13 protein-coding genes are annotated in these 23,407 nt (G+C 46.9%); 8 read left to right on the top strand and 5 right to left on the bottom strand.

Annotated elements, in window-relative coordinates:
* Positions 1-40 precede the first annotated feature (40 nt).
* From asnB (G3M78_07880) to G3M78_07865, 4 genes are all read left to right on the top strand, one after another.
* Positions 41-2,047, top strand: coding sequence for an asparagine synthase (glutamine-hydrolyzing) (asnB, locus tag G3M78_07880; GenBank protein ID QPJ65312.1), 2,007 nt, complete (start codon positions 41-43; stop codon positions 2,045-2,047).
* 148 nt (positions 2,048-2,195) lie between these two features.
* Positions 2,196-3,155: a glycosyltransferase family 2 protein gene (locus tag G3M78_07875; protein ID QPJ65311.1), complete on the top strand. Its 960-nt coding sequence runs from the start codon at positions 2,196-2,198 to the stop codon at positions 3,153-3,155.
* 83 nt (positions 3,156-3,238) lie between these two features.
* The gene (gene asnB / locus G3M78_07870; GenBank protein ID QPJ65310.1) at positions 3,239-5,134 is read left to right on the top strand and encodes an asparagine synthase (glutamine-hydrolyzing); all 1,896 of its coding nucleotides are present in this window, start codon (positions 3,239-3,241) and stop codon (positions 5,132-5,134) included.
* Positions 5,135-5,190: 56 nt separating this feature from the next.
* Complete coding sequence (locus G3M78_07865; GenBank protein QPJ65309.1) at positions 5,191-7,749, top strand: hypothetical protein; 2,559 nt, start codon at positions 5,191-5,193, stop codon at positions 7,747-7,749.
* A gap of 17 nt (positions 7,750-7,766) precedes the next feature.
* Here G3M78_07865 and G3M78_07860 read toward each other — a convergent pair whose 3' ends face one another.
* The gene (locus G3M78_07860) at positions 7,767-9,446 is read right to left on the bottom strand and encodes a carbamoyl transferase (protein ID QPJ65308.1); all 1,680 of its coding nucleotides are present in this window, start codon (positions 9,444-9,446) and stop codon (positions 7,767-7,769) included.
* Positions 9,447-9,878: 432 nt separating this feature from the next.
* Between G3M78_07860 and G3M78_07855 the strand changes: the two genes are divergently transcribed.
* The gene (locus tag G3M78_07855; GenBank protein ID QPJ65307.1) at positions 9,879-10,691 is read left to right on the top strand and encodes a class I SAM-dependent methyltransferase; all 813 of its coding nucleotides are present in this window, start codon (positions 9,879-9,881) and stop codon (positions 10,689-10,691) included.
* Between the two features lie 8 nt (positions 10,692-10,699).
* On the opposite strand, the gene G3M78_07850 is transcribed toward G3M78_07855, so the two are convergent.
* The 3 genes from G3M78_07850 to G3M78_07840 form a co-directional block, all read right to left on the bottom strand.
* Positions 10,700-12,205 carry a radical SAM protein gene (locus G3M78_07850; GenBank protein ID QPJ65306.1) on the bottom strand — a complete coding sequence of 502 codons (1,506 nt, stop codon included), beginning with the start codon at positions 12,203-12,205 and terminating at the stop codon, positions 10,700-10,702.
* 25 nt (positions 12,206-12,230) lie between these two features.
* Entirely contained in the window at positions 12,231-13,745 is a 1,515-nt protein-coding gene (locus G3M78_07845) for a B12-binding domain-containing radical SAM protein (protein ID QPJ65305.1), read from the bottom strand.
* Positions 13,746-13,833: 88 nt separating this feature from the next.
* Complete coding sequence (locus tag G3M78_07840; GenBank protein ID QPJ65304.1) at positions 13,834-15,450, bottom strand: B12-binding domain-containing radical SAM protein; 1,617 nt, start codon at positions 15,448-15,450, stop codon at positions 13,834-13,836.
* Between the two features lie 612 nt (positions 15,451-16,062).
* Between G3M78_07840 and G3M78_07835 the strand changes: the two genes are divergently transcribed.
* From G3M78_07835 to G3M78_07825, 3 genes are all read left to right on the top strand, one after another.
* Positions 16,063-17,973 carry a hypothetical protein gene (locus tag G3M78_07835; protein ID QPJ65303.1) on the top strand — a complete coding sequence of 637 codons (1,911 nt, stop codon included), beginning with the start codon at positions 16,063-16,065 and terminating at the stop codon, positions 17,971-17,973.
* Positions 17,974-18,107: 134 nt separating this feature from the next.
* Positions 18,108-18,524, top strand: a complete 417-nt coding sequence (locus G3M78_07830) for a hypothetical protein (GenBank protein QPJ65302.1) — start codon at positions 18,108-18,110, stop codon at positions 18,522-18,524.
* A gap of 168 nt (positions 18,525-18,692) precedes the next feature.
* On the top strand, positions 18,693-20,528 hold the full coding sequence (locus tag G3M78_07825; GenBank protein QPJ65301.1) for a carbamoyltransferase: 1,836 nt from the start codon (positions 18,693-18,695) through the stop codon (positions 20,526-20,528).
* A 16-nt stretch (positions 20,529-20,544) separates the two neighbouring features.
* On the opposite strand, the gene G3M78_07820 is transcribed toward G3M78_07825, so the two are convergent.
* Complete coding sequence (locus G3M78_07820; protein QPJ65300.1) at positions 20,545-23,403, bottom strand: PQQ-binding-like beta-propeller repeat protein; 2,859 nt, start codon at positions 23,401-23,403, stop codon at positions 20,545-20,547.
* Between the last annotated feature and the right edge of the window lie 4 nt (positions 23,404-23,407).

Raw genomic sequence — 23,407 nt, 5'->3', positions numbered from 1 at the left:
CTCTTTTTTCAAATAATACTCATTCTCTTGGAATCACTCAATGTGCGGATTTGCAGGAAGTTTTAAGCCGACCGGAAACGTATGTAGCGACGAAATTCTCACCGCCATGCGAGATCAAATGATCCATCGCGGACCGGACGGCGCCGGAATCTGGCGCGAAACAGAGGGCCGTTGCGGCCTTGCCCATCGTCGCCTTTCCATCATCGATCTGTCAGAATCTGCGTCTCAACCAATGGCGAATCACGACGGCTCGGTCGTCCTTGCATTCAACGGCGAAATTTATAATCACAGAGAAATCCGGAAAGAGCTCGAAGCTACGGGCCGTTATCAATGGCTGACGGATCATTCCGATACCGAAGCCCTGCTTCACGCTTATGAAGAATGGGGCATGGATTGCATGCAACGCTTGCACGGCATGTTTGCTTTTGCCGTCTACGATGCGCGCGACAAAGCCCGCCCCTTCCTTCACCTGGTTCGCGACCGCGTCGGCGTCAAGCCGCTTTACATCACGCGCACACTTAAAGGGGAATGGCTGTTTGCATCGGAGATCAAAGCTTTTTTCCCTCACCCCGACATGACGAAGGAAATGGACCTGACGGCTTTCTGGCATTACCTGACCTTCATCGTCGCTCCGGCTCCCATGACGCTCTTCAAGGGGATCTTCAAAATACCGGCAGGGCATTTCGTGAGTATAGACGCCAGCGGCAGAGCCGTAGCGCATTCCTACTGGGATTGTCTGCCAGATAAAAACACGCTCCTGACTCCGAATGATATCAGCGAAGAAGAAGCGACGCGCCGCCTCACCGAACTCCTCAAAAAATCAATTGAACGACGCATGGTATCCGACGTTCCCTTCGGCGTTTTATTATCCGGAGGAGTCGACTCCAGCATGAATGTCGCTTTGATGAGCGAGTTGATGGACCGCCCGGTGTCCACATTTTCCATCGGCTATGAGGGCAAGGAAGACTACAATGAGTTTCAGTTCGCCCGCCGCGTGAGCCAACGCTACAAGACAGACCACCACGAAACCTTGATCAATCGCAATGAAATGCAGGAGTTTCTCCCTCAACTGGTACACATTCAGGACGAACCGGTGGCGGACAACGTTTGCATACCGCTTTTCTTTTTATCGCGGCTTGTCAAACAAAGCGGCACAACCGTCGTGCAGGTCGGAGAAGGCGCGGATGAAAATTTCCTCGGCTATTGGTGGGTTGAACATTTCAGGAAAAAAGCCGAAGAAGTCTACAACCCAATGCGTAACCAGCAACTGAGCTGGTGGAAAAAAATGTTTATCAAGGGGAAATCCTTGCAACCCGGCCTGCTATCCGGCGAGGACCTGGAAATTCAAAAACGGGCGCAAGCGGGTCAGGAACTGTTCTGGGGCGGCGCCACTTGCTGGTGGGGAGAAATGCGAGACCAATTAACTCCCAATCCCTCGCCCTTCATGCAAACGGTTGAGTGCCCAATTGAAAATTTACTACCGGACAGTTATCGGGAACTGGACAGCCACAATGTGGTTGCCAGTTATATGGATCGTCTCGAAGGGCGCCTGAGTGAACCGGAAATTTTGCAAAAGATTCCTTATATGGAGCACAAACTCCGACTGCCCGAGCACCTGTTAATGCGAGTGGACAAATTGACCATGGCCCATTCGGTGGAAGCGCGCGTTCCCTTTCTCGACCACGAGCTTGTTGAATTTGCCGTTCGCCTTCCGCCCTCTTACAAGCTATGGGAAGGCCTTGGCAAGAAAATCTTGAAGAAAGCGTCGGAGCCTTATCTGGACCACGATATCATCTACCGAAAAAAACAGGGGTTCGGCGCGCCTATGGACGAATGGTTTATGGAAGGCGACTTTGGAGAAAAATGTCTTTCCGCCTTCAAACGCTCGCACATCAGCAAATCAAAACTGTTGAACAACGACTACTTCACCGATCTCATCAGACATCAGATGAAGCAGGGAGGCGGATACAGCTTTCATATCTGGACCGTCATGAACGCCGTTCTCTGGCATGAATACTGGGTCGAAGGAAAAGCGGATTGTTTTTAACTCTTTACTGCAAACAGCCTGAACGCAGACGCCTATCCTATGGAAAACCAACAGGCAATCGCCTATAATATGGGTCAAGGGCGCCAACCGACGCAATACGTCCAAGAGCCAACAGCGTTTTTAATTTTCTAAATTCTACCGAGCCTACGTGACCGATTCTTTAGTCAGCATCATCATTCCCGCCTTTAACGAAAAGCAAAGCCTCGAAGAGCTTTGCTCCCGGATTTCCAAGGTATTCGAGACGATGAATCGTCCCTTCGAATTGATCTTTATCGACGATGGGAGCACGGACGGCACCTTCGAGAAACTATTAGATCTCCAGAATGAATATCCTAACCTGCTCATTGTCCGGCATTTTAAAAATTTCGGGAAATCCCTTGCCTTGATGCAAGGCTTTGATCTCGCTGAAGGAGAGATCGGTATTATGCTGGACGCCGACCTGCAGGATCAACCGGAAGATATCCCCAGATTCATTGAAAAACTCGATCAAGGATTCGACCATGTCAACGGCTGGAGAAGCAACCGAAAGGATACTTTTTTAAAGCGATCCATCTCCAAACTATTCAACCTGATCACAACCTTTATCTTCAAATTCAACGTTCACGATATCAATTGCGGCTACAAAGCGTTCAAAAAAGACGCCTACAAGGAGTTGAATCTAAAAGGAGATTTGCACCGATTGATACCGGCTCTGATAGCTAACAAGGGATTCAAGGTTTGTGAAATTAAAATTTCGCATGATAACAGGAAGTACGGAGTTTCAAAATACAAACTCCTGCGACATCGAGGGCTTTTAGATATCATCGCTCTTGCCGTAAGCTTCACGGCGCAAATACGCCCTTTTCATTTTTTTAGCGAACTCGGTCTGGCATTTCTTTTGATCGCCGGTTTCACTATCTCGGGTTGGGCATTGACCCGTGATGTATTTTCACAAACTGCCGAAATCCTTATCCTCATCGTGGGCCTATGGTCTTTGTTTGTCGGTACGATACTTCCTCTTTTTGGGTTTTTCCTAGAGATAGAAGCTTATCGTTCCCAGGGAGTGGAGTGGAGAAGCAAATTAATCAAGGAAACCATTCTTTCCAAATCCCGGCGCTCCGTTGACTAGCCCATGCGCCCCCACATTCAGCGCCCCAGCTGTGAACGCATCGCCTGAATCTCTATCATTAATCCTCTCAATCCTCTAATTCTATGTGTGGAATTTTTGGCGTCATTCAACCCGATCTTTCTGAATCGCCTGAAAATTTAATTCAACAACTCCACACGCTGATCAAGCATCGCGGCCCCGATGAACAGGGGCATTATGCCGAGCCGGGTTGCCTCATTGGAAACGCGCGATTATCCATTATTGATCTGGATGCAGGCTGTCAGCCAATTTTCAATGAAGATCGCTCTCTCGCCATCGTTTATAACGGCGAGCTTTACAACCATCGGGAATTGAGAAATCAGTTGATCGGCAAGGGACACAACTTCCGTACTGAAACCGATACCGAAACGATCCTGCACGCGTTCGAGGAATATGGAGAACAATGCGTCGATCGATTCAATGGCATGTTCGCTTTCGCCATTTGGAATCTCAAAAACAAGTCATTGTTTGTTGCGCGCGACAGACTCGGCATCAAACCGCTGTATATCGCTCCATTGCACAATGGATTCGCCTTTGCCTCTGAGGCAAAGGTTCTTCTACCCTTGCTGAAAAAACCGATTCGACCCAACTGGTCGGCCATTTACCGATTCTTTTCTTTTGGATACATCCCAGGTTCAGAATCCCCATTTGACGGCATCCAAAAATTTCCGGCGGGACATTACGCCTGGCTGAAGAACGGAGAACTGACACCGACCCGCTTCTGGGCGCCTGAATATGGAATGGGCGCGTCGCAAACGCCCGCAGTATCTCAAAAAAAAATACAGGAACTCATCGAACATGCAGTCACACTTGAATTGATGAGCGATGTGCCTGTCGGCGTTTTTCTAAGCGGGGGACTCGACTCTTCCGCCGTGGCGGTCTTTGCTCAGAAAAATTCAAGCAGGACTATCCATTCATTTGCGCTCCGCTTTGAAGAGTCAACGCATGATGAGTCGAAAGACGCAAGGGTTGTCGCCGATCATCTGAAACTGGATCATCATGAATTTTTGTTCTCAAGAGAAGAGTTGACGCATTCGTTATTTGAGGTCGCAAAAATTCTGGAAGCGCCCTTTGGCGACTCGACCGTCCTGCCATTGCTCACGCTATCAAAACACACGAGGAAGTCTGTGAAAGTTGTTTTGACCGGCTGGGGTGGAGACGAAATCTTTGCGGGCTACCCAACCTACAAAGCCCACCTGATGGCGTCATGCTACCGCAAACTCCCGCAATTTTTCAGGGAAGGGTTATTAGCTCCTCTAATCCAGAGCCTGCCGGTTTCAGACAAATACATGAGCCTGGAATTTAAGGCGAAACGGTTCATCAAAGGCATGAACCTGGCGCCGGAACTGCAACATTTTTTATGGATGGGATACTTGGAAGATAGCGCCAAACAACGTCTCTTCATGCCTTCCATCCTGAACCAGTCCGATCAGGACACATTGGCTCCGGTTCGTGAAATACTTCCCAAGCTTCCAGAGAAAGACCTCGTCAGCAGAATCATGCACCTCGACGCTCTATTTTTTCTTGAAGGCAATGGACTGTTTCAAGCCGATCGAATGACGATGGCCGCCTCTCTGGAAGCGCGCGTTCCCTTGCTGAACAACGACCTCATTGATTACGTCAATGCCCTGCCTTCAAGTGATAAAATGCCGAACGGGAAAACCAAGGAACTGTTGCGGAATGTTTTAAGGCCGCATTTGCCAGCATCTATTATCAACAAACCTAAAAAAGGTTTTGGCCCGCCGTCTGCTAATTGGACTCGCAATGTCTTTTCTAAACTTTTCGATGATCTTTTCGATAAAGAAAGGGTGATCGAGCAAGGTATTTTTCAATTTAAAGAAATAGACAGGATGATTTCGGAGCACAGGTCTCGAAAAGTCGACCATGGGCGAAGTTTATGGGCGCTATTGAGTTTTCAACTCTGGTACAACAATTTTATTGAAGATTTCAACCGTGGTTAAAAATTGAGTCTTTAATTGAAACCAAGCATGCACCTTCTCACCTTTAAAACAAAACGATGACATCCATCCTTCCCAGACTGAAATTCTGGTCGCAGAATCTGCTGATCATCACCACAATGGCCTGGTTTCTGGCGCATTTACATATTTTCTTCAATTACATTGATCGCGCTCCATTTCTATCCTTCGATGACGTATTGATGAATATCTCTTTTACGATTGCAGATTTAAAACGATACGGGTTCACAGCTCTTCCTGTGCAGACCGGAATCAATGCATGGAGAGGCGACTCCTTCTTCAACTATGGCCCCTGGTATTGGGTCATTGGCGGCGCGGTGAGCTGGTTATTTGGCAATTCGATCGTTCTGATGAGAGCCTTGCATCCGCTGGGTTTGATTTTCATCTGTTTCATGGCCTACTGGCAATTCAGAAAGGTATCCGTCGCCCTCGCCGGCATTGTATCCCTCCTGATCTTTCTCATATTTTTCCAGATGCATTGGCCGATGGTGAGACCGGACATCATGGCTTCGGTGTTCGCCGCCATCGCCATAGTTTGCTGTCATGGAGCGATTAAAAATGGAAAATTGCTCAACTGGTTCATTGCCGGTTTTTGCGCATCAGGCGCCGCCACCAATCATCAGGTCGCATGGTCCATGGTCCCAGCCCTGGTTCTGATATGGGCCGTGTGGGCGATCGACTATAAACGCGCCGACAAGGTCAGGACGTTGGAAGACAATCTCGCAGTCAAAAGTTTTTTCTCAGCGCTTGCAGGCGGCCTTTCCAGCGCGCTGGTTTACCTGGTCATGATCGAGTTTCGTTTTCAGGATCTCTTGGGAATGTGGCAAAACTATGCAAGCACGCATACCACGAAGAATCCCGCTCCTTTTATAGACGTCTTGCTACAGCACATGCATTTCGCCTGGCAGGAACCTGGAACAGGAAGGAAAATGATCTTGTCGATCGGCGTCTACAGCATCGCTATCATTTCATTATTGCTTCTGCCCAAAATGAGCGGAGAGGCCAGAAACAAGTGGATCGCTTGGGTCCTTCCACCGACTTTCATCGGCGTCGGCTATCAACTAAGCCTTGGCGTTTATCCTAATTTTCATGCGGGTTATGAAATTCTGACGCAATGGATACCGGTGTGGACTGGTTGCTCTCTTCTCGCCGCCAGCTCAGAAATATGGCTTCCGAAGGAAACGGATTTCAAGCGAGGAATGGAAACGGGCTTATGCTTTCTCCTGACGCTGATCATAGCCAATCAATCGATCAGCGTTCTTAAACAGGGGTCGCCATGGCAAAGCCACGCAAACCAGTCGGTGCAGATCCAAGACTACATCGACCATGTTATTTCCATTTTGCCCAAAGGCGCATCCGCTTTTGGCACTCCTATTTTTGGCCTTGAATCTGGAACGCGGGTCAATCTGATGCAGTTCGCCGACGGAGTGTATATGGGACGAACGTTCAAGCCCTCTGCGCGGGATGCGTTGGCTCCAAATTTCCTGATCCTCAGTTATGAAGAAAATCGCTCTGCCGCGATTTCAGGATTGAAGAGAGAGAAAAACTTTTTCTACTATTTCAAAGAAGTTTTTCCAAACGCAAATTACGCGCTGGTTCGCCTGGTGGAAGCGCCTCCTTATGGTTCCACACGAGTTTATATGAAAACATCCGAGCATAACACCGCTCCGAAAACTCCAAGCGTCGCATTGCACACCGGCTCCAGCCCTCAATGGTCCTACAATTTAGGGAATGCATTGCCGATAAAATTCACCAAAGACGGTCCCGTTGACTTCGACGTCACAATGTATGGCGTCCAATACAAAACCGAGTCGAACAAAGTTCTGAAAGGCAACCTTCCGCAAGGTTCTTATCTGATCGCATTTGACATCATCAACCCGGCGCAAGACTATTCAAGCATTTTAACCTTTACGGGAAGCAACAAAATCGTCGGAAGCGGTAGCGATCTGGGTGTGGGGTTTCCAGTCATGCAGTATTTCCCCTTCGAAAAACAAACATACATGCTCTTGAACCATCCAGGAGGGGATTTATTTATCTCGCAACTGGACTCGAATCTGGATTCCAGTTTTCAGATTCGAAATGTGTTCCCTGTTGAAACGCTGGAAAACGGCACGGTACAGTTGCCCTCTGTTCCAATACCTGACATCAGGTCATGGAGTCATTCTAAAAACACGCATAAGATTTCTCAATCGCCCGATGGGGATACATTGCAAATTCAAGGCAATGATTCGCAGTGGGGCTATCAATTACAAAGCCCCGAGATACTCGTTTCTCCAGATTCAAACTATATGCTGAGGGTCCCTCTCAAAATTCTGGAAGGTAATGTGAGGGTTGGCATTCTTGACGAATCAGAGCAATGGTTGGTTTCTCCGCTTCCTGCGGGAAAAGATATTAACTTCAATGTCAGGAACAACAGAACAATATCTATCGTCTTGACCAATCATCATCCTAGAAAACCTGAAACGCCTTCAAAGTTTCAAATCTCAAATGGCTGGTTATGGGAGAATAAAAATGAAACTTACGCTGACCGATTGGGACGTTGTATCCGACAACTGCCGGGGGCCGATCTCACGCCTTGCAATCTTCCAAAGAACGAGTGAGTGACCGTGGGTGGGTGTTATTTATTCCGGGCTACCAGATAATCGTGTATCGCCAAATAATCCACGTCGGTTTTCAGGAAGCACGCGACAGCTTCTTCAGGGGTATTAACGATGGGTTCCTGAATATTGAAGGATGTATTCAGAATGACCGGGGTGCCTGTTAATTTGTAAAAATGTTCGATCAACTCATAATATCTTGCGTTGTCTTCCTTCGAAACAGACTGTACCCGGCATGTGCCGTCGACGTGAACGACCGCAGGGAGTTCTTCCCTTTTCTCATCTTTAATATTAAAAACTAGCGTCATGTAGGGCGAGGCGTAGTCCTCGCCAAAATATGCTTCCATGTGTTCTCTTAAAATGCTGGGGGCAAACGGCCTGAACTCTTCACGTTTTTTTATTTTAACGTTTATGATTTCTTTCATTTCCTTGATCGTCGGGTTGGCAAGAAAACTTCTGTTTCCCAAAGCTCTTGGACCAAACTCCGATCTTCCCTGAAACCAGGCGATAATCTTCCCATCTTTCAAAAGTTCAGCGCAAGTGCGCGCAATGTCATCCACACGCGTCGGCTTCAATCCTTTAGCATTCAAGGCTGTCTCGACGCGTTGATCGTCGAACGATTCCCCCCAGTATCCCGATGCATCAATCTTACCGCGCGCCTTATTGCCTGAACTGAAATACCCTAACAATGCCGCCCCGACTGCGGTTCCGCTGTCATGACATGAGGGGCCTACAAAAATATTCTTAAATTTTCCCTCGCGGAGCAGACGACCGTTGGCGACACAATTCAAGCCGACGCCCCCTGTGATCATCAGGTTTTCAGACCCGCCATTCTCATACAGATGATCAGCCGTATTGAGAACCACCTCTTCCAATCTCTTCTGCGCAGAGCAGGCAATGTCTGCGTGACGATCCGAAAGCTTCTCACCCGGAGTGGCAGGCGCTCCAAATGTATCCGCAAATTTATCAGAAAATTTTTGTTTACCGCCGACATGGAAATTAAAATAAGAAAGGTTGAGTTTATAGCCGCCACCCGGACGAATTTTCAATACGTCTTCAAACTCTTTTTTGTAAGCATCCTTTCCATACGCGGACAATCCCATCACCTTGTATTCATCTGAATGCATTTTAAATCCAAGATACTGCGTCAGCGCTGAATAGTAATTCCCAAGCGAATGGGGCCAAAAAACTTCTTTAGAAGGAGTGATCTGATTCTTCTCCCCCGTCCCCATCCAGCAACTCGCCCAATCCCCCATTCCATCCAGAGAAAGTATGGAACCTTGCTCAAAGGGCGAAAGATAAAAGACATTGGCCGCATGGCAAAGATGATGATTCATATGCTGAAACCGACCCGCATACCCGAACGTGTCGCGGAATACGTTTTCAGCATCATTTTTTCGGCTCACAGCATCCCGGTATTTCAATAGTTTCAAACTCTGAGGAAAATACTTCAACATATGAATCAGTTTCTTGTGCAACTGGTAATCACTTTTCAGCCAGCTATAACAAACAAGGTCTATATCGCTGATTTTCAGGCCGCCCTTTCTTAAACAAAATTCTATAGAATGTACGGGAAAAGAAGAATCGTATTTAATGCGCGTGTATCGCTCCTCTTCAGTAGCGGCGATGATCTCTCCATCTCTTACAAGGCAGGCCGCAGAATCATGCTCGCCAAAACAAATAAATCCAAGAATATTCATATTTTAAAAGCAGGAATCTAAAGTTTGTATTGTGACAGCGAATTAACCCCAGTAGAGACAGGGGGTCCATAGAAGGGGAAATATAAGGGCTGAATGTAATAGCGCCAGCTAAGAGGCCCTAAAGCGACCTCATTTTAAAATAAAAAACAGGGCATTGGAAATTATTAATTTGAAGGCATTGAAGCGATCAAAGAATTTCCGAAACAAAATTATCCAGGCGAATTTCGCGAATTTAAAAGGGCTTTCACAAAATCATTTCCCCGTTATACCCAGTCAAAAAGGAGTTGTGATATTCCTCATTTTGGCTTACTTTAAAAATCAATTGAAGTCTGGAGAATAATATAACTCATTCCTGTTATCTTCTCCCTGCAATTCATCGTAACTTCTGACGGTTGACAAACTCAATCAATCCAATCGGTCATCGAATCTGATATGCACAATCCTGATCTTGAGTCCACTCGCGAATTTTGGGACGCCAACCCTTGCGACGGTCAACCCAGCCTTTCACAGCGACTGGAATTCAAATACCAAAAAGAAACCTGGATGGTTGACTATTTTGAAGCGATTTCAAAATTCAAAAATATTCTAGAAGTGGGTTGCGGACAGGGAACCGATGCGATTAGTATTTGCCGAAAAATGCAACCAGGCGGTCGATACACCGGCATCGATTATTCACCGCAAAGCGTTGAGAGCGCTTTGGTCAGCATCGAAGAAGCGGGAGATTCGCTTCAGGTTCGGCCCGATTTATCTGTTGGCAATGCTGAGGATTTACGATTCGCGGACGACTCGTTTGATTGCGTGACTTCCATCGGCGTCCTTCACCATACCCCGGGGACTCAAGCAGCGATTGACGAAGTCTATCGGGTTCTCGAACCTGGCGGGACGGTTTTCATCGCACTTTACAGATTATTTTCACCCAAAGTATTAGGCGCCTATGCGCTCAGAGCTTTGGTCAGGGTGGTTGATGCCATCGTCTTTCAAAAGGGCTTTGTCTTAAAACGGGTGAGAAGTTTCGGGAGCGACCATGCGCTGGGGACGATGATCCTTGAAGGGATTGGCGTTCCAATCCTGAAGTCCTACACTCGGGCAGAGATCAAACACATGTTCAGCAATTTTGAATCGGTCCAAATCGAAGCCAAAGGAGCGGGGATTCCAGGGGCGGACAAGGTCAACCAGCTATTCGACAGATTGCCCTTCAACCCTTTTGGATACTTCTGGTACATCGTCGCCAAAAAACCGCTTTGAAGAGCCGCTCATTTATTATTCGTCAGGCCAAACTGAAAAATATTGCTTCCCGCCACCATCAACCGTAGCAGTTCATCCACGCTCTCAATTTTTCTCAGCCACTTCCAGATATAAGAAGGTCGAAAATAAAAGGTTCGGTAGGCTTTGCCGATCGTTTTCTGCAGATCGTCTCCGTGCAATTCGGTCAGCACTTGAGCGTAATAGGGAGTGGTGTGCAGTTTGGCCATATCCGCTTCGGTCCCTGAATATTCGGGAAATTCTTTTTTGACCATTTCAAAATGCTCGGTTCCCGGATAGGGGGTCAAGATACCAAAACTTGCCGTGGTTGGATCAATTTCCAAAATGAATTGGAGGGTATTTTTTATCGTCTCTTTCGATTCGCCCGGTCCGCCAAACACCATATGGGCGTGCGTGTCCAGACCGACTTCATGACAAATCTTGAAGGCTTCTTTGGCTTGCGCGACCGTCGCGCCTTTTTTCAGGTTGAGCAACATCTGATCGTCGCCAGTCTCAACGCCGAATTTAAGCATATGGCACCCGGCTCTTTTCATCATGACCGCGCTTTCGCGATCGATCATGTCCACTCTGCCATTGGCGATCCAGGTCACGTCGATGCCTTCATCGAGAATGGCCTGACAGATTTCCATGTTCCTTTTCTTGTAGGCGGTGAAGGTCTCGTCGCGGAAAAAAATTTCCTTATAACCCAGGCCGACAAGGTAACGGATCTCCTTCATCACGTTTTCAGCTGATTTAACGCGGATGTCGTTGCCGTAAAAGAAGGGCGATGTGCAGTAGATGCATTTGGCCGGGCATCCTCTCGAAGTCTGCATGGTCGCATAGGGCATGCGCTTGACGACGGGATTGAAATAGTCCACGCCCTTGGGAAGCAAGGTCCAGTCCGGTATCGGAAGCTGGTTCATGTCGAAGAACCCTTCGAAGGGGTTGATGCAAACCTTCCCATCTTTCTTGTAGCCACAGCCTTTGATTCCGCTGAGGTCTGTGCCTTCGATGACCCCGTTGACCAGATCGCGAATCGTCATTTCTGGTTCGCGAATCACGACATAATCGATGGCGTCTTCTTCGAGGCAGGATTCAGGGGCAAAGGTCGGATGCGATCCCCAGAATAATACCTTGATCGAAGGATTCTTAGATTTGATGAAACGCGCCACATTCAAATCCTCTTTATAGGAATTTGAGGAAGACAGCATCATCAAAAAATCCAAACCCGAAAAATTATTCTGTTCGAGTTTTTCGTAGGCTGGGTAATCGATCTGGGCGTCCAGAAATGTCACCTCATGCCCGCTGTTTTTCAACATTGTGGAGACGTAGAGGTGGTTGACTGGCGGCATCTGCATTCCGCCGATCCTTCGCCCATTGCACCAGCAGCCATAGAGCAAATCGCGGATCACGTTCTTTTTGTTGATTCCATCCCCAGGCAACAGCACAAGAACAGAACCGCGACGCGTCGGTCTGGCCGTCTCTACTTCGCTAATATTTTCTGTTTCAGTCAGCATGATAAGTCGAATCCATTAAAACAATTCATGAATTGCTATTGGTGTACATGTAATAATTTTTATCGGTTGTTTCAGGGTGACTTTTCTGAAAACGCGGCTTGATTGAGTCGCTCAAAATATTAAAGGCCATGCCGCTCTTGCGTTTCAATTCGGTCCAGGACGATAGCTTGCGCGCTTCCTGCAACAATCGTTTTGGAGTGAAATAATAAGATCTCAAAGCGTAGTTCTTTAACTTGATCAACGCTTCCCGATTCATATGTTGCTCAAGTAGATGCGGGATGCGATAGCATGGCGTTGGGTTCTTGGTGTACTCGACCCAAAAATCAAAGGGCAATATTCCACGCTCCAGCCCCAAATCATACAGCGCCGTTCCCGGGTACGGGATAGTCACTGCAAAAACTGCGTAGTTCGTGTCCAGCTTGCCGGCAAATGCGATGGTCTTTTGCGCGTCTTCCATAGTCTCGTCCGGAAAACCAAACATATAGTATGCCATCGTGTCGAAGCCGGCGTCTTTCGCCAGTTGAATCGCGTGCTCCGCCTCTTCCAGAGTAGTGGCTTTGCCCGTCGCATCGAGAATTCGCTTTGAACCCGTTTCCACGCCAAAGTGAATTCGGTAGCAACCGGCTTCTTTCATCCGCTTGTAAATATCCGGATCGGCGCGCTTGACGCGATCTCGGATGGCCCAGTTTATCTTGATGTTGTTGGCAATGAGTCCGTCGCATATCTCCAGAACCCGTTTTTTCGACCAGGTGAAAGTGTCGTCATAAACCTGAACATCGGTGATCCCCAGCTCAGCAATCGCCCTGAACTCTTCAACCACCTGCTCTGCGGTCCTGCAATAAACCTTCTGCACATCCATTTTGCAGAAATTGCATTTATGAGGGCAACCACGCGACGTTATCATCGTTGTTTCGTAAGCGCTCGGATTCAGCACCGAATTGTATCTCTTATAAGGCAAGAGCAAGCGGTCCGGGTGCGGGATATCAGTGATATCCGGGACCATCGCCAGATCCACCTCAGGCGCCAGAACCCGGCCTTCGATCTTGCGGAACAGTCCGGGAACCTCTTTCACCATCTCGTTATTTGCCAACTGCTCCAGAACGCCCTGCAAGACCTCCTCGCCGTCGCCGCGGACAACAAAATCAGCGTCGGAATATTCCAGAGTCTCTCGCGGGTACACAGAACAATGAGGGCCGCCCAGAATGATTTTGCAGTCAGGTAGTTTCTCGCGCAGTTGTTTTGCTGTTTTCCATGCCGGGTACCAGAAATCGGTCCATACCGTGAGGCCGATCACATCGGGCTTCAGGGCCACCAACTGGGCGACGGATTCTTCAACGCTGAGGTTATCTAACTGCGCATCAAAACAATGAACGTTGTCAAAACCCTTGGCCTTGAGGTGGGTCGCCAGAATCAGCACGGCAAGCGGAGGCTTGTGCCCCACGCCTTCGTTTTTATGAAATGTAAATAACGATTGGACGGAATCGTGCGTCGATGGATGAACCAACGCAACCTTGATATTTTTTTTAATTGGATCAACCATATTGAGAGGATTCAAGTGATGATCTAACCTTTCTACGCAGGGTTTTTATACCGCTACTTTATTTCGGGAGTCATGCAAACGCCAAGCTTTAAGAAATAGCGTCGTTGGCGTAAGCTCCTTTGACATAGTCATTCTTAATATACGAATTACCGCGAGTTCGTTGCCATTTCTTGTCGTTGAGCAGTTCTTCTGGCGTGACTTTCCTATCGGATTCCTTCGTGTCCGGGTAAAAATCATAATAGATCTTATCGCCCCGTCGCCATTTCACCACTGCAAGTTCAGGCATGAATTTGTAAAATTTATTTCTAATACGCCAGCGAACCACTTTGGAATAAACCGGAACCAATAAGCGCGTCCACCAACGGTTGTAATATTCAACCACGCTTTTGTGATCAATGAAGTAAGACATCAGGTCCCACATCTCGAACTGTTTTTTGTCTTTCTCAGACAACCAGGGGTGCCCCAAACACCAAATGTTATACCAGGCCTCATAATTTTCCGGATACTTGACGCCATATTCTTGTTCGGCAATCTGCCAGAATTTGGTGTTCCCCGGGAGCAAACGATAGAGTTGCAAATTGGTCATCCTGATGTTTGGATTGTCATCAGTCAACTGCATCATCAATTCCATAGTCTTCTGACCGTCTTCCACTCCCTCACCGGGCATTCCACCCATGAAAGACATCAAGGGAATGATATCGGCTCGTTTCATCTTCTGATTCGCCGAAACAATGTCCTTGACCATGATTTTTTTATCCATGAACTCAAGCATTCGGTCTGAGCCGGATTCTATCCCCACCTGAAAAGCATAGAAACCTACTTTTCTTAATTTCAAAAGCAACTCATCATCCAGTCGGTTGATATCATCGACCCGCCCGGAGCATTTAATTTTCAGCCCGATATCCTCGTTTGCCAGAATTTCAGCCAACTGCCTTATTCTCCTGACGCTACCGAGAAAATTACTATCGCCCATCGCGATGATTTTGACGCCCAGAGCGGCGATGGAGCGCATATTTTTGACAATATTTTCCGCCGACATGATACGCGTCTTCGTCGTCGTAAAGTATTCATTCACATTACAAAAAGCGCAAATATGAGGACAACCCCTATCGGGGAAAAAACCCATTGACGGCTCGCCCGCAACATTCGAAGTGTAATGTTTGATATCAATTAAATCATAGGGTTGGGTAGGAAGCTCATTGACATTCAATCCTTCGCGGATCGCCGTCTTGATGACCTCGCCTTCAGAATTTTTAAAATACAGGCCCTTGACTTGATTCAAATCCCCTTTATTTGCCAGCGTTTCCACCAACTCCAAAAAGGTGACTTCGCCTTCAAAGGGAACGACAATATCTATGGATGGCGAATCGATCATTTGCATCGGCGACATCGTCACATGCGGTCCGCCTAATACAACGACCTGATCGGGAGCTACCTGCTTAACCCACTTTGCCATCTCCATTGTATGGTAGAGTTGCGGTCCACTCATGCTACCCATACCCACACAAATGGGTTTTTCTTTTAATATGGACTCAATCTGTTCCTTCCAGTTTCGCTCCACTCTCTGATCGATAATTTTAACGTGAAGACCTTTTTCTATCAGAGGCGCGGCGACAGCCAACAGACCTTGAGGCGGCTCCACAAAACCTTCAGCAAACTCCAGGTAATCCGAGCGGGTTCTTATTAATAAAACATCTATTTTCATTAAGTTATCCTCAAAATCCGCACTCCACCTTATGGAGCTATAATTCCAGTTATTTTAGTTTCTGCATGGGAATATATAAATATTTACTGCACGAAGGCATTATACATTAAACCGTTATAAACAGGCCTTATAAAAAATCATTTCAGGAACTTAACCTATTTAAATCCTCAGGTTCCGGTAATCCAAGCCTCTTTTACTTATCGGCACGAAACCCTTAAATATTCCTTTTTATTATTAAAAAAACACAAAAGATTTTGTTTTTTTAACATTGACTGTTTGCAACCAAAACAACGCCACCTGTTCAGCTTCTGATCCTCAACGAATATGATTTCAGCGAATTATGTTGTGTCAATACCATCAGGAATACAGAAAAAACACCTAAAATCATCCATTTTGATATAATATTTTAATAAAGGATCATTGAAAATCCTGAAAGCCAATCAGTATCTTAAAACCACTCACCGCCAAACACGTCTTATTGTATTATTTAACTTTATCCACCTGAGCAAGGCCAGATTGTCTATAAAACCGATACGGATTCGTTAAAAAGTTCATCCCAGCTTGTTACTTTCCACAGGAATCACAAATCCCTCCTCTCAATTTAAACTCAAAATGAAAAATTTCCTTATCGTCGTAGTCGCCACGCTATGCTCGCTACTTGTATCCGAACTCCTTATCAGGCAGATAGACGGCTACATCCCCTTCTCCATGCGATTACAACTGTCCTCATCTCTTGTGGACAAGGAAACACTACATAGCCAGAAACTAATCAACTTTGCTAAATCAATTTCCAATAATGAACATATCAATCCGGAATGGATATTAAGCGTCCCCGAGGATTTCTTAAAACGCCTGGACAACGAACCCATCATGCCTGAGTTACTGGCTAGACGCGATGCCCTGGCCAGCGAAGGTCCGATCGTCTCTGAATGGACGTATCAGGTTTTCAACAAAAATTTCCTTGTCAAAACTTTTTGCGGACTGACCGATTTTGGAGTTTGGAGAGATATCTATTTTGATCGTTTCAGCAAAATAAAATCCATATATACCTTTAATCCCCTGACTGAAACCCACTTACCTCAATTTCGTAATTTCCCAAATTTCAAAACCCCGCACCGCAAAATCCATAATAAATATGGCTGGCGTGGAGTCGATATCGAAGTTAACAAACCTCCCAGGACGATACGAATCGCCTTTTTGGGAGCCTCTACCACTTATGGGGCTACCAAGTTTTCGTATCCCGAACTGGTTGGTCACTGGCTTAATCTATGGGCGCAATCCAGGCAATTAGATATCAAGTTCGAAGTCATGAACACAGGACGAAATGGAATAGACTCTCAGGGCATTAAGGAAATTCTTTACCAGGAAGTTCTCCCCTTCGAGCCAGATATGGTCGTATATTTTGAAGGGATCAACCAATTCAATTACCTCGAATGGATCCAATTTGCCGGCACAAGTAAACCCGCGCCCTACAAAATTGATTTCGAGATTATGGCGCCCGAACAAAAATCAAAATATTCTGCAATAGTCAATCGTGTTCTGGAATTACTGAACCCGACAACTCTGAGAGAACTTCCCAAGCAAAAACATACCTTAACCATCCCTGATGATTTAGACACAAAAAATCCCGACATTCTCGACCCCTCATTAAACCAAAACAACAAGCTCATACTGGACGATCTCAAGGAGATGAACGCTGAGATAAAAAAAATTAACTCGTCTCTGATTATGGCCTCATTTATCATGCTGGCGGAAGACGGCTTGAAACTGGACCCTGTGAAACACAAAGATATACACAGATATCTCAATGAGGTTCTGAAACCTTACACCTATTCAGAACTGCGCCAACTCATGGATTTTCAGAACCGCCTGACGAGGAGTTTTTCCAAAACGAATGATTTAGAGTTCATCGATGTAGCTTCTGATTTCCCAATGGACCCCGACCTGTTTTTGGATGCTGTACACACCAATCCAGACGGAACCACTTTCAAAGCATGGACTTTTTTCTCGAAATTAATACCCATCATCCAATCAAAACTAGACAGCGGCGCGCTACCCAAACCCGATCAAAATGACGACATTGGCGTAGAGGATCGCTTTGACGTTCATACCGTGGAGTTTGACAAGATTAAATGTGATTATAAATACAAGAATCTTTCACTCCCTGAATTCACCCGATGGAGAATTCAAGCCAAAGAAAATCAGCACAAAAATAAAATCTCCGCTGATAAACTGACCCTTTATGGCGACTCCAGTCAATTAGGCTATCAAATCATGAGTCCGAACGTTGCCGTCCAAAAGAACACCATCTACCAAGTCAACATTGAACTGAAAGTCCTTAAAGGGCAGGTCTGCCTCGGCGTCCTGGATGAAACTTCCAATTGGTTGCTCATACCCCAGTGCTCACTTAACCGAAAGTTGTTGTTTGATTCTAAGAACAATCGATCGATACAATTGGTGGCGTCAAATAACTTCTACGACCAACCTGCAGAAAACACAATTTTTGAAATGTCGATTCCCTGAAAATCCCTTTGCGGGGACCCGATTGTTTTTTACAGCCAACTTTAAACAGCTTATAATCCCCTAGCAAAGGATGCCACAGGGCTGTCTCATGATCGCTCCCTTTCAAATGAACGAGCTTTTTTACTGAAAATTAAATGCACGAAAATCTCGAACGTAACGTAGACACAAAACTTCCATCCAACCGTTCTTTTGGATTTGTCTTCACTGTCATATTCCTGGCTATTGGCCTGTACCCCTTATTGCAAGGGCACGATCCGCGAATCTGGGCGCTTTCGGTCGGTCTATTATTCCTCATCATCTCCATAATACAACCCACTCGATTAGCCCCGTTGAACAGAGCATGGACTCGCCTGGGTTTGATTTTAGGTAAAGTCTTCAATCCCGTCATTCTGGGCGTTTTGTTTTTCTTTGTCATCTGCCCGATCGGGGTCATGAAACGCTTTTTGAGTTCAGACTTCCTGTCTCTCAAATACTCTTCAGAAAAACAAAGCTACTGGATAGACAGAAAGCCTCCAGGCCCCGAGCCCGAATCCTTACGCCAACAATTTTAGAGGAATCATGTCTTTTATCATTGAACTCTGGTCGTTCATCCGAGCCCGCAAAAAATATTGGCTTCTGCCAATAATTATTGTGATGACGCTCGTAGGCGGACTACTCGTACTGACTCAAGGAACAGCGATCGCCCCCTTTGTGTACACACTGTTTTAAGAAACCCAACCATGTACATTCTTGGAATTTCAGCTTTTTATCATGACAGCGCCGCGGCTTTGATCTGCGATGGGGAAATCATCGCCGCCGCGCAAGAAGAACGGTTTTCTCGAATTAAACACGACCCCAATTTCCCCAAAAACTCCATCGCATATTGTCTTTCGCAAGCCGCTATTTCTTCCGAAGCCGTCGACTTCATTGTTTTCTACGACAAACCCTTTCTGAAATTCGAAAGACTTCTGGAAACCTACCTGCAGTTTGCGCCCAAGGGATTCAGCTCCTTCTGCAAAGCAATTCCGGTCTGGCTCAAGGAAAAATTGTTTCAAAAAAAAATATTGTGCGACAACTTGAAACGATCTGGTTTTTCAGGAGACCTTCAGGAGAAATTACTTTTTTCCGAACACCATTTAAGCCACGCCGCGAGCGCGTTCTACCCTTCTCCGTTTGAGGAAGCCGCCGTATTGACTATGGATGGCGTTGGCGAATGGACGACCACCTCGCTTTCCATAGGCAAAGAACATTCATTATCAATCCTGAAGGAAATTCACTTCCCCCACTCACTGGGCCTCCTCTATTCAGCCTTCACCTACTATGCCGGATTCAAAGTCAATTCAGGAGAATACAAGCTCATGGGTCTGGCGCCCTATGGCAGACCTGAATACGCCGATACAATCAAAGATCATCTCATCGACGTGAAAGCGGACGGAAGTTTTCGCCTGAACCTGGAATATTTTGATTACTGCGTCGGCTCCCGCATGACCAATGACAAATTCGACCGTTTGTTTGACGGGCCGCCCCGGCCAGCCGAACAAGAGATCACGCAAAAGGACATGGATATTGCCGCATCCATTCAAACTGTGCTCGAGGAGGTCGTCATCAAACTCACCGAGTCCATTGCAAGAGAAACTCGAACACAGAATCTATGCCTGGCTGGAGGCGTCGCCTTGAATTGCGTTGCCAATGGAAAAATATTGCGCAACGCCAATTTTAAAAATATCTGGATTCAACCATCATCAGGCGACGCAGGCGGGGCGCTTGGAGCCGCATTAGTCGCCTACCATTTATTTAAGGGGCAAGCTCGCAAGGTCCATCCGTCGCAAGACTCGATGAAAGGGTCTTACCTTGGAAACGAGTTTTCTAATGATGAAATTCAATCCAGACTGCAGAAGGAAGGGGCCGTCTTTGAGCAAATGACAGACGACGCGCTGATCAATACCTGCGTTCAAACATTGAACGGAGGGGCCGCCCTTGGCTGGTTTCAGGGACGCATGGAATTTGGCCCACGCGCACTGGGAGCGCGCTCCATCCTTGGCGATGCCCGGTCTCCAGGCATGCAGTCGATTTTAAACATCAAAGTGAAATTCAGAGAATCGTTTCGTCCCTTCGCCCCCTCCATTTTACGCGAAGACCTTGCAGACTGGTTCGATCTGGATACGGACAGTCCCTACATGCTCCTCGTCGCTGATGTCGTCAAGAGCCGGCGACTTGAAATGAGTCCGGAAGAAGAACGCTTGTTCGGAATAGAAAAGCTCCATGTGCCGCGCTCTGAAATCCCAGCGGTCACGCATGTGGATTATTCGGCGCGCATACAAACCGTTCACAAGGAAACTAACGCGAAGTACCACCGATTGATCTCTGAATTCAAAGCGACCACAGGTTGCCCCGTTCTCGTCAACACCAGCTTCAATGTTCGAGGAGAGCCGATTGTATGCACGCCTGAAGACGCCTTTCGCTGTTTCATGGGGACCGACATAGAAGCCCTGGCGATTGGCAATTGTTTCCTCAAGAAAAAAAACCAGGCTCCAGAACTGAAAAAAAACTACGAAGGGACGTTCGCGCCAGATTAGAGCAGGGATATCGCCATCAGGAAAATTCATTCAATCCATAGACGCCGTAGATGCTGCGCACAAAGACAGAGTCGCCTGACACCATAGGCGTATCAAGGATAAACGTTCCCAAATTAATCTCCCACAAAATTCCCCCAGTCGCGCGATCCAGTTTCATGAGCCAGGTTCCCGAACTGACATACAGACTTTTCTCTTGAACGAGAGGGGGAACCCTCATCGCGCCATGTCCTTTGATTTGCCACAGCATTTTTTTCTGCGTTAAATCCACCGAAGAAATCAAATTGTCATACGATACCGTATACGCCTGACTGCCGTCCAGAGACAGGCCTTCGAAGACCATTGAGCTTGTATCCACTTCAGACAACAGCCTCCCTGTTCTACGATCCAGCTGATAGACCCGCCCGATTCTGTCGGCATAGACGATCGTCTCACCATCAATGATCGGCGTTGAAAAAGCGCTAGCCTGTCCCTGGAACTTCCAGATCACGTTTCCGGTTTTCTTGTCCAAAGAGTAAAAATATCCTTCATGCATCGATCCAAAGTAAATCGCGTCCGCTGTTTGCGCCACAGAACTCAAGGCCGCCGCTTCGTCAAAAATCCAGTCATACTCTGCCGGAGTCGTCGGTTTCGCTCTACTTCCAGGCAAGGGCTGAGACGCTATGTGGTACTTTCTACCAACGTAAGTCGCGTAATAAACAGCATTCTCATCGACAATAAATTTACTGTAAATGGGATACTTTAGTTTTCCTGCCGCCAAGACCTTACCTTTTTCAAACTCTATCACTCGAAATTCCTGCTGACTGTGTGTCTCCATTTCAGACACAAATAATTTTTCTCCATGCACAAGGAAATGACCGCCCGGCCCCCCTGATTTGTGTTTCAACTTCATGGCCTTGAGACCTTCACCGCTCTCAGGAGTAACGACTCTCATTTCATGATTGCTATAGCTGTTATAAAGCAACCCGATTTTCGTTTTGTAAAAATGTCCGGCGATGTAGGGCAGAGTGTAATAAGGCGGGGTATGCAACCACTTTATTCTGACCTTCCCTGAATAATGATTGCCCCTATAAATTCGTTCGAGCCTGTCCTGAATATTTATTGCCTGAGGACTTTCATATCGCATGTCTCTAAATGAAAATCCTGTCACCCCCAAGTACATCACTCCCCCCAGGCACAAGCCCAGCAACAAGGTCGAAACACGAAATAACCCGCTTGGAGCATCACCGGGATTTGCTTCAAACGCGGACCGGGATGTCGTAGAAACGGGAAATATAATGCGGGAATAATTCTGCTGGCAAACTCTCAAAACAGAAGCCATACCAACAACCAGAATCACAGCAAAAGACAAATAAACATAAACAAAATAGCCCTCCATGCTCCCCGCCACCCCGACAACGCCCAGACCATATAACGCGGGAATCATTACAAACGGCATGCCTCGTCGCTCCTTAAACAAGGCGAAGGGCAGGAACAACAGAGCGGCGCAAAGAATCAGCCAAAGGTGAAGTTTATGCAGAGGACGGATGTAGTCGTCTACCCGCTTATAAATACCCTCACACGCGCCTTGAGATTCGTGCAGTTGACTTGGCAGAACAAACAGATTCATCGGAACGCGATTGGCCCAGGACATGAAAAAATCTTTTGGGTGGTTCACAATGTAGTTGTAATAAAATTTTAAAAGATAAGGATAGGAGCCAGCAATTTCCGGGAATCTGTCTTCGCTCAAACGCAATTCAAAACGCGAAATATAACCGTCATCCCAAAACAACCCATAGGACTCGTCAGGGAGACCTTGCCCGATTGACTCCAGTGGCCGGATGGCCATCTGGCTTGCGGTGTGCAATGCAAACTGCCCATGTCTTTCGTAGTTATAAGTCATCACAGAAAGCGGCAGTACGCTTGTCAACATCGCGGTCACAGTGAAGATTTTCACCGCTCGTTTCCATTCGCGCAAGTTCGCGCAACACAACAACAGAAATATGAAAGGAACCAGCTTGAGTTCGTTTCTCCACAAAATAGCGACGGCGCCGATCGACGCAAACATCAACATGGTTTTCCAGCCTTGATCTTCAAAAGCCAGACGATACGATACCCAGATCAACGCTATGAAAATGGTGAAAAACAGCGAGGTATGAGGTTGCACAGATAAATTGGTAAAAACAAATTCCGGGTGCAACGACAAAAGAGCAACGCTTATCAGCGGCAGGAACCATGCGCCAGGGAGCCGGGCTTTCTTTAGAATCTTGACCAAGAAAAAATACAGCAGGACGTTGCCGCCAGTGATGATCAAAAACTGCACGACCCGATATGCAATCTCGGTATAAACAGGGTCTGTTTTTGAAATCCCGTACCATTCCAAAGCGCGAAATATCAAATAAAAAAATGCGGCCCTGCCAGGAGCATAATTATAATACTGCAAGAGTGTGGATGATTTTTCACCATACTCAACGTCAAGCGCCTTCCAGGTTCCGTTGCAAAAGGAAAACTCCGGCAGATAGACCTGCGTCAGAACCTTGCCGCCTTCCATGAAACTCAAACCCAGGATACCCGCCAGACAACACAACGAAACGCGCCTGCAGGACTCCTCTTTCAACACCCATTGATAATGATTGAGGATCATTATCAAAAGATAAAACGGGCCCACAATTAGAAACAAGAGCGCCGAGGCATAAAGAAGCATTTGCATCATAATCACCCGGCCATCCTGGGCCAGGCCTAACTCAGATTCCAGTCCCCCAAATAATTCCGCCTTTGTTTCTTCCCAAAAACCGTCGCTCTCGCCCGGCCCGACATTGGCTTTTCGCTTGCGCTCCTGCTCCGCTCTATAACCTTCATTCGAATGATCCGAAGCGCGCTCCCCAACAGCCGCCGACATTTTC

Source organism: Candidatus Nitrohelix vancouverensis, from assembly GCA_015698305.1.
Taxonomy (GTDB): Bacteria; Nitrospinota; Nitrospinia; order Nitrospinales; family VA-1; genus Nitrohelix; species Nitrohelix vancouverensis.
The sequence above is the reverse complement of the archived record's forward strand: the minus strand, read 5'-3'. Positions and strand labels throughout refer to the sequence as shown.